Annotated in this window: 18 protein-coding genes and 1 tRNA gene; 6 read left to right on the top strand and 13 right to left on the bottom strand. The window is 52.0% G+C overall.

Annotated elements, in window-relative coordinates:
* Positions 1–8: 8 nt before the first annotated feature.
* The 12 genes from ACYVC2_RS06220 to ACYVC2_RS06275 all read right to left on the bottom strand — a co-directional run bounded on the left by ACYVC2_RS06220 (position 9) and on the right by ACYVC2_RS06275 (position 8,488).
* Entirely contained in the window at positions 9–272 is a 264-nt protein-coding gene (locus ACYVC2_RS06220) for a hypothetical protein (protein WP_461101439.1), read from the bottom strand.
* Positions 273–278: 6 nt separating this feature from the next.
* On the bottom strand, positions 279–548 hold the full coding sequence (locus ACYVC2_RS06225) for a hypothetical protein (protein ID WP_461101440.1): 270 nt from the start codon (positions 546–548) through the stop codon (positions 279–281).
* 2 nt (positions 549–550) lie between these two features.
* A complete protein-coding gene (locus ACYVC2_RS06230; RefSeq protein WP_461101441.1) occupies positions 551–1,162 on the bottom strand; it encodes a terminase small subunit in 612 nt (203 codons plus the stop codon).
* A 318-nt stretch (positions 1,163–1,480) separates the two neighbouring features.
* A complete protein-coding gene (locus ACYVC2_RS06235; RefSeq protein ID WP_461101442.1) occupies positions 1,481–2,266 on the bottom strand; it encodes a hypothetical protein in 786 nt (261 codons plus the stop codon).
* A gap of 4 nt (positions 2,267–2,270) precedes the next feature.
* Positions 2,271–2,966 carry a hypothetical protein gene (locus tag ACYVC2_RS06240; RefSeq protein WP_461101443.1) on the bottom strand — a complete coding sequence of 232 codons (696 nt, stop codon included), beginning with the start codon at positions 2,964–2,966 and terminating at the stop codon, positions 2,271–2,273.
* A 41-nt stretch (positions 2,967–3,007) separates the two neighbouring features.
* Complete coding sequence (locus ACYVC2_RS06245; protein ID WP_461101444.1) at positions 3,008–3,460, bottom strand: hypothetical protein; 453 nt, start codon at positions 3,458–3,460, stop codon at positions 3,008–3,010.
* A gap of 11 nt (positions 3,461–3,471) precedes the next feature.
* Positions 3,472–4,836, bottom strand: coding sequence for a replicative DNA helicase (locus tag ACYVC2_RS06250; RefSeq protein WP_461101445.1), 1,365 nt, complete (start codon positions 4,834–4,836; stop codon positions 3,472–3,474).
* Positions 4,833–5,609 carry a Lin1244/Lin1753 domain-containing protein gene (locus ACYVC2_RS06255; RefSeq protein ID WP_461101446.1) on the bottom strand — a complete coding sequence of 259 codons (777 nt, stop codon included), beginning with the start codon at positions 5,607–5,609 and terminating at the stop codon, positions 4,833–4,835. The genes ACYVC2_RS06250 and ACYVC2_RS06255 overlap by 4 nt, the downstream gene beginning before the upstream one ends.
* A gap of 18 nt (positions 5,610–5,627) precedes the next feature.
* Complete coding sequence (locus tag ACYVC2_RS06260; RefSeq protein ID WP_461101447.1) at positions 5,628–5,894, bottom strand: hypothetical protein; 267 nt, start codon at positions 5,892–5,894, stop codon at positions 5,628–5,630.
* Entirely contained in the window at positions 5,891–6,268 is a 378-nt protein-coding gene (locus ACYVC2_RS06265; RefSeq protein WP_461101448.1) for a helix-turn-helix transcriptional regulator, read from the bottom strand. The genes ACYVC2_RS06260 and ACYVC2_RS06265 overlap by 4 nt, the downstream gene beginning before the upstream one ends.
* Positions 6,269–6,336: 68 nt before the next feature.
* Positions 6,337–7,233, bottom strand: a complete 897-nt coding sequence (locus tag ACYVC2_RS06270) for a hypothetical protein (protein ID WP_461101449.1) — start codon at positions 7,231–7,233, stop codon at positions 6,337–6,339.
* A 10-nt stretch (positions 7,234–7,243) separates the two neighbouring features.
* Complete coding sequence (locus tag ACYVC2_RS06275; protein WP_461101450.1) at positions 7,244–8,488, bottom strand: phage integrase SAM-like domain-containing protein; 1,245 nt, start codon at positions 8,486–8,488, stop codon at positions 7,244–7,246.
* 161 nt (positions 8,489–8,649) lie between these two features.
* Here ACYVC2_RS06275 and ACYVC2_RS06280 point away from each other — a divergent pair.
* A tRNA-Ser gene (locus ACYVC2_RS06280) sits at positions 8,650–8,712 on the top strand.
* Between the two features lie 116 nt (positions 8,713–8,828).
* Here ACYVC2_RS06280 and ACYVC2_RS06285 read toward each other — a convergent pair.
* Positions 8,829–10,055 carry a spondin domain-containing protein gene (locus tag ACYVC2_RS06285; RefSeq protein WP_461101451.1) on the bottom strand — a complete coding sequence of 409 codons (1,227 nt, stop codon included), beginning with the start codon at positions 10,053–10,055 and terminating at the stop codon, positions 8,829–8,831.
* A 233-nt stretch (positions 10,056–10,288) separates the two neighbouring features.
* Between ACYVC2_RS06285 and ACYVC2_RS06290 the strand changes: the two genes are divergently transcribed.
* The 5 genes from ACYVC2_RS06290 (at position 10,289) to ACYVC2_RS06310 (ending at position 14,590) form a co-directional block, all read left to right on the top strand.
* Positions 10,289–10,990, top strand: coding sequence for a response regulator transcription factor (locus tag ACYVC2_RS06290; RefSeq protein ID WP_461101452.1), 702 nt, complete (start codon positions 10,289–10,291; stop codon positions 10,988–10,990).
* A 12-nt stretch (positions 10,991–11,002) separates the two neighbouring features.
* Complete coding sequence (locus tag ACYVC2_RS06295; RefSeq protein ID WP_461101453.1) at positions 11,003–12,505, top strand: sensor histidine kinase; 1,503 nt, start codon at positions 11,003–11,005, stop codon at positions 12,503–12,505.
* A 219-nt stretch (positions 12,506–12,724) separates the two neighbouring features.
* The gene (locus ACYVC2_RS06300; RefSeq protein ID WP_461101454.1) at positions 12,725–13,156 is read left to right on the top strand and encodes a hypothetical protein; all 432 of its coding nucleotides are present in this window, start codon (positions 12,725–12,727) and stop codon (positions 13,154–13,156) included.
* A gap of 496 nt (positions 13,157–13,652) precedes the next feature.
* On the top strand, positions 13,653–14,051 hold the full coding sequence (locus ACYVC2_RS06305; RefSeq protein WP_461101455.1) for a DUF2147 domain-containing protein: 399 nt from the start codon (positions 13,653–13,655) through the stop codon (positions 14,049–14,051).
* Positions 14,052–14,170: 119 nt separating this feature from the next.
* Complete coding sequence (locus ACYVC2_RS06310) at positions 14,171–14,590, top strand: hypothetical protein (protein ID WP_461101456.1); 420 nt, start codon at positions 14,171–14,173, stop codon at positions 14,588–14,590.
* Positions 14,591–14,819: the final 229 nt, after the last annotated feature.

Below are 14,819 nucleotides of genomic sequence, written 5' to 3' on the forward strand. Positions count from 1 at the left end.
ATTAAGCGTTAGAAATAAATTGGCATCCCATTGGGTAGCCGGTAGCTGGCGCCCGGCCCGGTCGGCACCGAGCGGCCAAACAAGGTGAAGACCTCTTCCAGGCTGGCCTCGTAGCCGTACACACTGGTCAGATACTGCCGACGCTCCTCCAGCTCGGCTTCGGTGTAGGGCTTACCCCACTGGGCCTTGTAGGCCTGCAACAATTCGGGATTGCCGTTTAGGGCCGCCTGCAGGGCCAGCAGCTTCTGTGCCTTTTGGTCGATGGGTTTCATATTGGATCAGGGTTTACCGGCGTACAGAAACAGTCCGTCGCCAAAGTCAATCATCGCGTAGGCCTTACCGGGAATCGGAGCGTAGCGGCCAAACAGCCGCAGCGATTCGTCGGGGCTCGCCGAGGGGTTGATCGTTTGCCACTGGCGATGAATCTCAGCCAGCTCGGCCTCGGTATATAGCCGACCCCGCTGGGCTTTCAATTGCTGGAGCGGCTCGGCATTCCCCGTCAGGGCCTGCTGAAGGGCCGCCATCTTTTGTTTCCGTGGTAAGATCATGTTCATCCGAGTTTAGCCAGGGCTTTTTCCAGTAGTTCATCGATCTGCTGTTCGGAGAGGAGCGACAGGTCCAGCTTGGTCTTGTAGCGGCCGTGTACCTGCAAGAGCTTATCCACCGCATCCTTGGGATCGGTCAGTTCGATTTCCAACCCATGCGGCCCCTGCTTGATCTTTTTCAGCAGGTGCAAATTGGCCCGGGCCTCCTCACTGGTCAGATCCAGCCGGGCGGTCAGTTTGGTGACGGGCTGGCTGTGCGTGTCCAGAAACGGCGTACCCGTCAGGGGGTTGTACTGCACCTCCTCGACGTAGGCGATAAAGGGCTCCAGGCTGCCCCGGGCCCAGTGGGTCAACCGACCGATGCACTCGCCGGCCGACATACCGTGCTCTTCCATGAACGAGCCAATGGCGGCTTTAATGGCGGGTTTTTTGAGCAGTTTGGCCGCTTCGATACGCGCATGCTTTTCGGCGTAACCCGCTTCACGTGCCGCCCGGGCACCGTTACCGTGCTCGACATAGGAAAGCACGAACAGCCGCTGTTTCTCGGTTAGGCTGCTGAGCGGATCGGGCTTGGCCGAATCATCCGGCGGAGTGGTATTGTCTTGCGTATCGTCCATGGGCGAAAAGAAAGCGCGCGGATGCGGCAACCAGCGCGCAGAATGATGTACTGAATTGGGAACTGATTTATCCGAAGGGACCAAAAAGCTACATATGGCAGAGCCGGGCCAAGAGAATCGGGGTGTCCGCTATGGCGGGACGGGCCAAGAGCAACGGCGAAGAGAGGCCGTTGGTAAGCTAAAGATACGAAAATGGTAGATACAGAAACTCTGCGGGTCGATTTGTTCGTATGCGGGTTGTCCGCGGATCCTTAAAAGCGGTTTGCGACTGGCTAACAAAAGTTAACCTTTTGACCCGCACTGGATGTTAACCAGCGATCAGTTGTGGCGGTTATCCAGATCGATGCCCTGTTCGTACATGCGGGCGGCCTGGTAGTTGAGTTGAGCGGCTGTTCGCATCTTGCCCGTCAGTTCGGACTGAAACTCGCTGCTCTGCTCCATGAGCCGTATCATCTGGCGGGCCTCAAACAGCTCGAAGGCCAGCTGGCTATAGGTCTGCTGATTGTCCAGTGCCTGCAGAATGACGGCCGCGACCAGTTCCTGAGCAGGTTTGGGTGGATCATGCGGTCGTTGCGGATTCTGATGATCGGCCCAGCCCTCTTCGTAGTCATTTAATTGTTGTTGATAACTCTCGAACTGCTGCTGAATGAAGCTGGTCAACAGCGTCTGGTTATCCATCTGCTGACCGTCGGGGCCCGCTAGCTGCAGCAGGATCGTGCGCAGCAGCTGGTTATACACCGGATCGGCATCGGGGCGGGGCGTCTGGCTGGCAAACAACTCGGTGAGCGAGGTTTGGGTTAGCTCCGACAGGCGCTGGTGCTGGGCCGTCAGGTAGCCGGTTTGATGCAGCTGCACAAAATGACTCAGGGCCAAAAAATCGTAGCTGAGCTTTTGCTGACGAGCCAGCTGGCTGATGGCCGCGGGCAGTTCGGGCGGCATGGTTGGTTGTGGTGCCTGGGACGAGTGCTGATGGCGGGCCCACTGGATGGTGAGTCCTTTCAGGTGCACGTCGACAAAGTCAGGTAAGAGATTTCGCCAACGGTGACGCTGGTAGCGATCGGGAAAGAGCTCAGCGATCGCGTTGCGTAGTTTGGAATAAAACATGGTGTTAGCGTTTAGTTTGGTAAGGAGCGAATAGTCCCAGGATCAGTTCCGCGCAGCTGGCCACGTCGTCGCTGGCCCCGGCCCGCGAGCCATAGATAGCCGACGCGGTGAAGTAGAAATCATTGTAGCGGTCTAAGCAGTACTCCATTTCGACCTCGGCGATTTCTTCGGACACGGCCCGCTGGTGGAGAAAGTCAGCGGGCATTTCGCTTTCGGGAATCATAACGGTTTGCCCGGCTTCGTCGGTGGCCGTAAAATAGCGCGGCATCTTGCCGAGGAACTTGGCAAAGCCTTCGCGCTGCCGTTTCTGGAGTTCGGCGAAACTTTGAACAAACGTCATTAGCTCCGCATACTGCTCAATGCGCTCGGGCAGATCATGAATGGAGTAGGTGTTGAAACAGCGGTCCAGCTCATCCCAGGGTTCGAAGACATCGTCATCATCCTCTTTCCACTGCTCGTGCTTATCGATGTAGGGCTGCAGGTTTCCATTGACAAAGTCGGTGCACACCTGATGCAACTGGCGAAGCTTGTTAAACAGATTCTCGGCTTGCTTGTGCGTTTTGATCAGGGCGACAAAGGTCGAATCGTCGATTTCCTTCTTTTCCGAATCCGTGCCAAAGCAGTAGCTTTCGGCCATGAGCTGGAGCGACAGGGTTTCGGAGGCTAGTTCGCCGATTTGCTGGAGATTGATGTAAGCCATTTGGACAATAGGGTTAAAAATAAATTGATTGATTCTTAGCGTTAAAGTTGTTGCAGGCAAGTGATCACGTCCGAGTTAACAGACCGCAAGTATCGATCAATGCCAAAGCGCTTCTCAATGCGCTGGCGGGCCAGTTGATAGCGCGGCATGAGCTCATACCACTCATTGACCAGGATCGTCTCGCCCACGGCGGCCAGCGAAAAAGTGATCATCTCGCAGGCGTGTTCGTAGTGGAACCCCTGAAAGGCGCGGATTTCGCGAAACACGCCACGCAGCGTTTTGGTCGGACTAGCCAAATACCGACGCAGTTGCCATTCAAAATAGTCCGTGTTATTTAACAGCTGCAGCGCATAGACATTGGCTCCTTTGACATAGCCCGCCGAGTAATAGCGGGGATAGCTCAGCAAGTAGGCCTGTACACTGGCTGGGTTGATGGTGGTCTGGTGAAACGTTTGGGAAAGAATGGGTGAACGGGTCATTGATGGATGGGTCATGGTCAGAATGTCTAAAAACGATCTTCCGGCTTAAAGAATCGATTGGTAGGGGCATCGTAGTGGACAATCAGCGGGCCATTATCCCCCGGATTCGCGCCTGCCTGGGTGGGTTTGCCATTGCGCAGCTTCAAAGCGTGAATCTCCAGCGTGTTCTCGGTCGCCGAACCGTCGTCGTAGTTGAGGTTGTTACGATGGGGGCTAAACAGCATCAGCACGTTGTTGGCATCCTGCTCCAGATTGCCGCTTTCCCGCAGGTCTCCTAGTACCGGCCGACGATCCCAGCCCACCCGCTTCTCGCACTCCCGGCTCAGTTGCGACAGCCCCGCCACGACCATGCCCGTATCCTGAGCGAGCGCTTTTAGCGACGTCGAGACGGCACTCACCCGGTCGTAGGCTTTGGGGTAGCGACTATCCTGCACCAACTGGATATAATCCACCGCCAGCAGGCTAATGCCAAACCGGCGGTGCCACTCGCGGGCCGTGGCCAGCAGGTCCGGTAGTTGAATCGATGAATCGCGAATGTGTAGCGGAATCGATGCGAGCCAGCCCGCTTGTTCGTGCACTCGGTCCAAGTCCAGGCCTTTGCCCTGTTGCAGTTGGAAGTTGGAATAACCCGTCTGATGAGCCAGCGCCCGGCGCATAATCTCGGCGCCCTTCATCTCCAGCGAGAAAACGCCCGCCGATTGACCCAGTGCCAGGGTATGATGCAGTAGCCAGTGCAGCAGAAACGCGCTTTTACCAGTGGCCGGGCGGGCGGCCAAGATGACAAAGTTGCCTTTCTCAAAACCGCCGGTTCTCGCGTCTAGTAGCGGTATGCCCGTTGTCAGCCCAGGCGCGCGGCCTTGCTGGCGGGCCTCCAGATCGGAAAGCACCTCGACCAGAAACTGTTCCGGACCAGGCTCGTGCTGGTTGGCCAGTTGAGCCACGATCTGGCTGAGATCCTCCTGCACCCGGCTCAGCATCAACAGCGGATCGATCGAGGGGTCCAGACAAGTGCGGGCCAGCTTGCCGCCGTAGGTGTGCAGATACCTCCGCAGGGCCAGCTCGAAGAGGATGCGGCACTTGTACTCGAAATTGCCCGGCACGCCCCGGCCGGTGATGTCGGTCATCTCGTAGATCGACAGCGTGTCGAGCAGCTTGTGGGTACGCAGGTAGTTGGTCACCGCGAAGATATCCACCGTCTGATGCGACGCGTAAATGCTTTGCAGAGCCGCGTGCAGGTGCTGGTGCTTGGGCAGATAAAACGCGTTGGCTTTGGGCAGGATGCGCAGAAAGTCGTGAATCAGGTGGGGTTCGGCCAGCACGGCTCCCAGCACGGCCGCTTCCAGATCCTCGTCGACGTTGACCAGGTGGTTGGGAATCAGTTCAGCTTTCATCGGATGTCAGCGGGTTGGGTGGGACGGGGAACAAAAGCAGCGACGGGGCGAAGGGAGGGACCAGCGTGGCTAGCGGCTGCGGGCTCAACGCCAAATTCGCTTTCCCAGAGCCGGTGTTTCAGATAGCGCTCGGGATCCTTACGAAACTGCGGGTCAGGCTGATAAAGTTTGTAGCGGTCGATACCTTCATGAGCTGCCTGTCGTTCGTCCTTTGTGAGCTTTCCCCACTCTTTCAAAGCTACCGGTTTACTACCTGTTTTTTTACCATAGTGGTCCCAAAATCGATCGAACTCACCAGCCTCCGGCTTTATAGATACGATAGTATCTTTTACTTTACTTTTCTTTACTTTACTTTGGGGTGTTTCTGTGACAGATACCGGTATTTCTGTGGCAGATTGGCCTTCGCGGGCCTGTTGCGCCACCAACCGGGAGCGATTCCGCTTCTCGAAGACCTGCTCCAGGGCCTTATTCAGATCGGGACAAATCAGAAATCCCTGCTCATTGCGGGCGAAAAACCCTATTTTTTCGGCAAGCTGTAGCAAGCTGTGGATTTCTGTCAAAGAAACCCCGAAATCACCCGCCAGCAGTTCCATCTCCAGCTCTTCGGTACTGAGCTGAATGAAGTCTGCGTTGGTCAACACTTCCATGATCATCAGCGTGAGCCCATAGCCAGCCGCTCCAAAGCGGGCGCGAATCGCTTTAATGCGCCGATCATTGCGCAGATCGGCCGTATGGGTAAAATAATCCGCGTTGTTGCGCGAGGGGCGGGCCATAGCAGTTTAGTCGAAAGGTTACACAGTAGGCGCTAGAGCCGGAGTAGGGACGGGGTGAAGTGAAGTCAGCCAGGCCTGCAAACCCGGCCCGTCGGTGACGACATGGGTCTGACAGCCCAGTACTGGCGGAACAGGCTTTGCCGATTTGTTGACCAGCGGGGAAACGATTCGGCAGGACTGGCCATGGATGCTGGCCCAGATGACGTAGCCGATTGGAGAGGGGCCCATCGAGAGGATTTCGCCGTGGGCAGCTCGAACCGCGGAGGTAATTTGGTGGAGGGTCATGCTATTGGCCCTCCCTTGCGCGCTTTTGATTGTTTACGTCGATCGACGCGAGTCGCGACCTGCTGACGAACCTGATTGTCGAGTTCTTGGCTCGTTGCTTTACGGCCGTTTTTAACCCATTCAATCAGCTCAGAGCGCACAAAGTACAGGCGGCCACTGCCCGCAGGCTTACTGAAAGGAATCCGCTTTTCGTAAACCATGCCGTAAACCGTGGCAGTGGTCAGATTCAGGAGTTCAGCCGCTTGCCCAACGGTCAATAACTCATCGGCTGGCGGATTAGAAGGAAAAGGCTGATCGAGTCTGTTAAGAAGCGCCTGTACTAACTGGCGCGTTTCGCTTACCTCGCTTTGGAGTTTTTGAAAGTCTACTGTCATACATCGGCTGGTTTATGAAAGCCGATGGCAAAGAGACGAAGTGAAACAATTGTGAAATAGTTGTGATGTCACGTCACAGAAATCACAGGCAAGTCTGCTTCGTAAGATTTTGGTTTATCACTGAAGTGGCTTTTAGTAGAAGACTTTTCACCTTCCTTAAATTTGTTACTAAATACAGCGTGGAGAAAGTCTATGAAACTCTTACGAATAGAACGGGTGCCAAAAAGCTCTCTATGAAGTATATAGAAAGTGTATCGTAAATGACCAGCAGATATATTTACTTGATTAATAGGATTGATGTCATGTGGCAGCGTATCCTCAATAACTAATTTTTGGGTATATATAATTAACCGGTCAAAGTCAGAATCGGACATGATTTTGTTGCGTTGTTGATTCTTCTCTTTTAACGGAGCTAATACATCGCGAACCACTTTATGCATTTTTTCAATTTCAGAGTCATTGCTTATCAAGCCGTTAGTGGGATTAGGCGTGACTGCAGTATTATAAGCATTTATTATCCATTCAAGGCCCGCATTTCGCAATCTAAATTGTAAATATTCATTTAGTGGAATATCAGTTAATCGAGCGGTTATCAAATCTATAAGAGTGTAGTTATGATGATAAAAATTGAAGAGACGTTGTTTTTGATCTTCGAACCGAGCTTTTTCCTCACCACTATTATGACTAATCATTTCATTGAGCTGCGATATGTTATGCCCCTGAATGGCTTGAAAATATTCCCTTCTTGACCGTAAGTGTCTCAGCAGATGAAGCTCCCCCTTCGAGATCTCATCTTTGCAAGCAAATAGGAATTCAATCAATAGAACCTTGATAGATGCCTTTGATATGTACTCAGTAATTGCATCCGCTGTTGCTATCCTTTTACCTGTTACTTCAATTTGATAGTCAGCGATGGTATCAATATAAGCTCGGCACTCGGCCATTACAGACTTTATATCAAACATAAGCTTAACATTAATTCGAGTTGGCTTTCTTAAATCCTGTCAATGCACTGGCGTATTGCCGCTTCACATCGTCCTCAAAACTATCTAAATAGCTCTCCGTCGTGCGGATGTCCTGATGTCCCAAGCTTTCACTGATAAACTCAATAGGCGCTCCAGATCGCTTGAGAACTGTGCTATACGAATGACGGGCGGTGTAAGTCGTTACGTCTTTGTCGATGTTCACTGCTTCAGCTATTTGACGGATATACTTATTTAAGGTTTTGACAAACTGCTTAATCAGCGCCATTTCACGCTCTGCACTTAGACCGGGCGATAAAATGCCAAACACATGCCGGGCGGGTAGGGCAGGTTTCTGACCCCATTTATCAATAATGCGCTGCACATCGTCGGTTACGGCTACGGCAATCGGTTTTACTTCCCGTTTGGTCCGTTCGGTTTTGGCCCTGACAAAGCGAATGTGTGTGGGGCTGATCTGCTGATAGGTAAGCCGGGCAATGTCTTTTGGATTCATACCATTACACAGATATGAAAACAGCCATAGATCACGGGCCTTGTCCTCTGCGCTCATGGGCTCGGCAGGATAATGGTATATCTTTTCAATGTCCGAAAGGGAAAGCGCTTTCTTGACATTTCTGCCGGTCGGGATCTGGTAGCGCCGTTTGGTGAACGGATAATTTTCCCGATCGGCAACGCCATCTTCAATGGCCTGGTTAAAAATCGTTCTCAGGCTACGTAGGTAAATGCCTACAGAGGTGATGGATCGGCCCTTAGCAAGCATCCACTGCTCGAAGCCTTTCAGCCACTGCGGAGTAATATCCAAGTAGGTGAGGGGAGACCTTCGGTCATGATAAGCTTTCAAGGCGTTGACAGCACACTGGTAACTGTCGGCCGTACTGGCTCTGCCCTCTGCTTTCAACTGCTTAATGTGCGCATCGAACAGAGCCATAACGTGATCTGACTTAGCCGTCGACTCACCCACGTAACGACTCTCGAACTCTTCGAAGCTAAAGACCGGCAGGTTGCGGATCACCCGTTCGGCCCGGTTGTTAAAAGAATCCAGAAGCGCTTTGATATCGCGGATAAAATCCTCCCTGGGCTTGGGCTTGCCCACCTTTTCCCACTGGGCCTCCGTCAGGCTTATTTCGGTTGGGTAGTAGCGCTGCTGACGCTGATAGGTAACGCGCAGCTTGACGGGGAATGAGCCGTCTTTTTTCTGTTTACGGGTATCGAAATAAAAGTTTACGGTAGCGCTCATGGCAGAGGCCTGACAGGGTTTACAAATAGTCAGGGGCTTGAATCTGTTGCATACAAATTTGCATACAGATTACCGTAATATCCAGAAATAAGACGAAAAGATTTATACCTTTGTGTGCGATTAAACGCAACTGACAAGGTATTTCGAAAAGATACGAAAGCGCACTTAAAGTAATCACCTGACTACGGATCAGGAGGTTTGGGGTTCGAATCCCTACGAGTGCACAGAAACTAAAATTTTGAAGCCTTGCAATTCTCTGATTTGCAAGGCTTCAAAATTTGTAGTCAATAAGTTAAGGCAAATCTTATTAGTACGTTATAGTCCGCAATCATCTATATAGTTAGTTGATCGTGACGTTGATCAGTTTATTGATTGCCGGTAAGGTGACAAACGGATTCGGGTTTGGCACCAGGGCAATCGGCTTGCTTTCGGCAAGTGGCATCCCCGCCAGGTTAAACTGCGTAATGCCCGCTCCGGGAAACTGATCAAGGGCTGTCCCGTTGTCATATAACGCAATTGTCGACGAAACATCGCCTTTCTGCGTGGCATCTACGCCGTCTGTGGAGGCAAAAAACCAGTCATTAGAAAACCCGTACATCGTCGCGATGGCTACCCGATCCCCTTTCGTAACGGATAAGGCCTGTGATACTTTACCACCCGGCTGGCCGCTGATCACGGGCAGTAATACGTTTGTACCAGACGCATGTAAGACGTATACGGCCTTCACCCCAGGGGTAGCCTGCAGAGTAGCAGCCAGCGTGTCAGCGTTTCCCCGTTGCGCTAGTGGCTTTAACCCTTCGCCCCGGTCCTTTTGACCAACGGTGAAAATTGGATTGGGAATGCCGTTATAGACAACCACCAGGATAGGCGATAAGGGCGTGAAGATGCCGGTTATCCCGTTGATATACGTACTCAGAGGACCGTTATCGCCTTTCTCGGCAATAGAAGTCAGCCCGTTGGCCGTGGGCTTTCCTTTCGTGTAAAGCGGTGACGGATTCAGTAAATTACCACCGACAATGTAGGATACGGCCCAGACACCCGGACTCAGGGGAGTTTCATTGGCCGTTCCGCCCGAAATATTCTGCAACGTAAGGGTGAAATAAGAATTGCCGCCGTACACCAGGGTGGCTTTGATGAGCCTGGAGGCAGGGAGGTACGTATTCCCCTGGGCGTCCATATCTTTTACTTCGGCAATGGGTTGATTGTCAGCCGTTCCTGGGTGGACGACCGACGCACCCGGCGCCTGATTGAGCCGGGTACCATTATCCCATAATTTGATCTGGGATGAAACATCGCCCTCGATGGGCTTCCCATTCCCGTCATACACCGCAATACCGGGATTTTCGGGAGCAAAAAACAGATCGTTCGACCAGCCATACATGGTGGCGAAGGTGAGCGCTTCGCCTTTAGCCGCCGAAAAATGAATACTTACCGACTGGCCGGGCAGGATAACCGGCGGGGTACCCGTTCCCTGAAACGTTCCTGACTCAACCAGGGGTTGAGACTGTAATACATTTTCAATCGAGATGCTCGTCGTTACTGGAGTCGGGAGGGTATGGTCTTGCACGGTACATCCGGTAAGCCCTGCGAGGAACCCACTGATTACGACGGCCAATTGACCGGTTGATGACAAATACTGCATAGCGATTTGGTTTGACTGGGTGATAACCGTGCAAACCAACGGCGACGATGTCGCTGAAAAATCGCAGAAGTATAACAAAAGTATCACAACGCGATTTGGGTCCTATTTTTTTAGAATTTTGACCAATCACAGACTACACCGTTAACCGAGCATGGGTTATGTATAAAACGCTGATTATCGAAGATGACCGCAACATCGTCGAATTATTAAAAATACACCTCAGTGATCTGGCTTGTGATGTTACGGCGGTGGGCAACGGACAGGCCGGGTTGGCCCTGGCACAGGGTCAGGGATTCGACCTGATTATTCTGGACCTGATGCTGCCTGGTCTGACGGGTATGGAGGTGTGCCGTCGATTACGCCAGACCGACCGGCACACGCCGATCCTGATGCTGTCGGCCAAATCTGAAGAGATCGATAAGGTTATTGGCCTGGAGACGGGCGCCGACGATTACCTGACCAAGCCTTTCAGTGTCAGGGAGTTCATTGCCCGCGTGAAGGTCATATTTAGAAGAAATGAAGTAAGCCAGGCCGGTCAGCATACCCTGGCTACGGTGCCCATCCGGGCGGGTGGTCTGGAAATAAACATCGACAAACGAAAAGTCAGTTTGCATGATATACGCATTGACCTGACAGCCAAAGAGTTTGATTTGATTGCCCTGCTGGCGTCCAATCCGGGGAAAAGTTACAGCCGCAAACGACTGCTAAGCCTGGTGTGGGGATATGACTTTGAGGGGTATGAGCACACGGTGAATTCACACATCAACCGGCTACGGGGAAAGATCGAAGAAGACCTGTCGGCGCCAAAGTTTATCCTGACTTCCTGGGGAGTCGGCTATCGATTCAACGAAGAGCTTTAACACACGCATCCAATGTTTATACAAACCCTCCGCGGCAATAAGTTATTCTGGAAAATTACGGCTGTATTTTCCGGCGTTCTACTCGTAGTCGGAACGGTGTTTATGCTGATCGGTTCCCGTTTATCCAACGCGTATTATATGGCGGCTCACCAGGAGCTTTACGGAAATATCGCGAATCACCTGGCTACGTTTACCCAGCCGCTGAAGAACGGCCAGCCCGATACGACCGTCACCCACGACATTATCCATTCGATCATGGTTGCCAACCCCAGCGTTGAGGTTTATCTGCTGGATACGACGGGTAGGATTACGGATTTTGTTGTTCCCGATAAATCGGTACATCAGCGGCAGGTCGACATCGCCGTTGTCAAAAAATGGTTAAAAGCAGGACAGGACGAACGGCCGCTGGGTACGAATCCGAAACAGCCTGAAGAGCTCAGTATTTTTTCCGCAGCACCCGTCTACGAACGGCATCAGCTGACGGGCTATGTGTATGCCGTTCTCTCGAGCGAGCGGCAACGGCAAATTCTGAGTGCCTTAACCAGTAACCTTACGTACCGCATTGGGCTTTACGTTTTCCTGGGTACGCTCCTGATTGCCTTCATCGTCGGGGTAGTCACGTTCTTTCTGCTGACCGATACCATCAGTCAGATTGTGGCCGTCGTCAAGCGGTTCAAAGAAGGCGATTACACCGCCCGCATTGCCGGCCCTGTGACGGGGAACCTGGGTTTACTGACCTTGACCTTCAACGATATGGCGGATGTCATTGTAGCTAACTTCGATAAGATTACGGCAACCGATAAGTTCAGGCAAGAACTTATCGCCAACGTATCCCATGATCTACGCACGCCTTTGTCCATCATGCAGGGATACGTCGAAACCCTGCTCCTTAAAAAGCAGCAACTGACCGAACTGGAAAAAGATAATTACATGGGTATTGTTTTGGATAGCACCAAACGGCTTTCGGGACTGGTCGATCAGTTTTTTCAGTACGCCAAGCTGGAGGCTAACCAGATCGTTCCGGAAAAAGAACAGTTTTTGATTACCGAGCTAACATCCGACATTCTCATGGCCTATCACCTCAAGGCCGCCGAACGCTCGATCGATCTGGCCATGAAAACGAAAGAAACCCTTTCTCCCGTCTTTGCCGACATTGCCTTAACCGAGCGCGTACTGCAAAATCTGCTGGATAACGCGTTTAAATTTACGCCGGATGGGGGGCAGATCACCGTAGAGCTGGAACAGGTAAAGACCGGCGTACTGGTGAAAGTAGCCGATACGGGCTTTGGGATTGCGCCGGCCGACCAGCCTTATATCTTCGAGCGGTACAAGCAGTTTCACGGGCAGCAATCCCCCAAAAAAGGCATGGGCATTGGCCTGGCCATTGTCAGAAAAATTCTGGAATTACACCAGACCGTCATTCATGTCCACAGTGTACTCGGGCAGGGGACATGCTTTTGGTTTGAATTGCAGACATCGACGCGAATGCAGAGTGCCAAGACATCGGTTTCCTAATTCGTCGGAATGGCCGGCCACGTTCAATAGCCAGATCTGCAACTGCTCGACGAGCCAGTTCTATAGCTGCCCGGTCGTGAACAGGTTCATAACAGACGTCGCCATAAGGTTTCCGGTATATCGGTTCAGACACACCGCTTAGTAAGTAATCTGACTGGTAGACTGGTCAAACTGCTATTTTCATAAGGACGCATCCAGGGTTCTGGCTGTCGTATCCATATGAAATTCGGCTCCATTGCTTTTGCTTTAAGTTATCCAGTCTTAATCGCCAGTACGGTCTATGCCCAAAGTCGGCCTGCTCAATGGCATCACCTCGATCCGACCACCGATACCGTGATCGGCATCTGCACCTGGCAGGCTTATCAACTCCTCAGTAGCCTGCCCAAACCGCCCACGCAGCCCGTTATTGTGGCCGTAATCGATGGCGGTATCGACACCACCCATGAAGACCTGAAAGCCGTCTTGTGGCATAATCCCAGGGAAATTGCCGGTAACCGGAAAGACGACGATGGCAATGGCTATCCCGATGATGTATACGGCTGGAACTTCATGGGTAGTCCCGACGGACATAACTACGTTCATGACCAGAAAGAAGAAACCCGTTTATATGCCCGGTACGAAGCAGAAAGTGGATTTTGCCAGTTTGTCTAAAACGGGGGCGATTGTCAATCTGTATGAAGCCGTCAAGCTGGCGCTGAGCGAGCAGGGTTCAAAAAAATGAGCATACGGCCGCCCATTTGAATTAGTACGATACAGGAGGATCATAACGTTCATTATACACTTGCTTCAATCTTTTCTGAACGCATGTTCTTACTTTATGCCATGGAGTGGCAAATTTAACGAACGGGATGAACTGCCAGCAGGCCGATCAAGCTGGCCCGGGAAAGATCCTTCCGGCCTGCTCAAAAAAGATAAAACTCGCTCCAGTATAAACACTAAAGGCTAAAAATAAGTAGTCTTTCTAGTACCTTCCCTGGTTCGCTTAAAGTTGGGCAACTCTATAGCGCGCAGGTTCCGGGTGTAGAAAGCCTGAATGACCAGGCGGCAGGCCAGGCTGAAATTTCTGCGTGTACCCAACTCAATCCGGTTTAAATCATCTATAGCCCATTCGTTTTTGAGTGGAATTTTCCAAGCTAAATTCCCCGTGATGTATCGTTTTCGAACCTTATTTTTATTGATCATACTGGTTTTGGCAGGCGCCAGAGCTGACCAGCCAGCTGACCAGCTCATTGGCCACTGGCAGTTTCCCTCCGGGGGCTCCAGCGTGGTTATCTACCGGCAGGCCGGCCTCTACTTCGCCCGGGTAGCCGAGGTAGACCAGGCAGGAAAGCAGAACTTCGGGCTGGTAAAAGATAGTCTCCTCATCCGTAACCTTCGCTACGATGGCCAGCTGTGGTCCGATGGCCGCTTAACTCATCCTAAAACGGGGATTGCGCTGCGTGTCGAGGTCGAGATGGATCAGCCCAATGCGATCACGGTGACGGTTTACAAGGGCTTTAAGTTTCTCAATCGAAAATTCATCATGACGCGTCAGGCAAGGGAGTAGACCGGCCAGTAACCAGGGGCATCCAGTCCGCACTAAGCAGTGCTCCTTACTCGTCAAATTCTTCTATTCATCCCAGCCCGCTGGACTCGATCAACCTGCTCTCTCCGGGGATTTTGCCCATGAAGTACAGAAAAGAAAAAATGAGTAAGGAGTTTACCAAACACTTATTTGATTTTAAGGGTAAGCACACCCCCTTTCACATGGTGGTGCATCATTTTACCGATACAGACAAGGGGGGACCTCACTGTCATCCCTTCCGGTTCCGAACCCATATCCTGACAGGGGGCTATACGGAGCGTGTTTATCAGCTGACGGAAAATGGAAACTGGCACTATACCGACGTGTTTCGCGCGCCTGGCACCACGCACGTTGTCGAAGCGGATTGCATCCATGAACTGATCCATTTGCCGGCTGGCGAGTGCTGGACGGTAATGATTCCCGAAGCGAAGGTACGGGAGCCCCGGTTTTGGCGATTTACTTCTGAAGGCGCTTTTTCCCGGGTTTGGAACAAGCGAAAATGGGTCAAACAGGAGTTATAAAGTTGAACTGCCAGCGGCTGAGTCGATAGGAACCATAGCCTGAAAAGTATCCGAACAACTAGTAATTCGGTGAAAAGAGGCAATTAGGGGTAAATCTAAAAAAACGGACCGCAGTGACGCAGGGGGCCTGTGCCAACCACTAAATTCACGGTCGACCGCTGCCGTCATTTGAGAGAAAAATCAATCTCGTAAACTCACACACACCGCAGAAAACTAGACGTTGATTTCT

The organism is Spirosoma koreense (assembly GCF_054777875.1).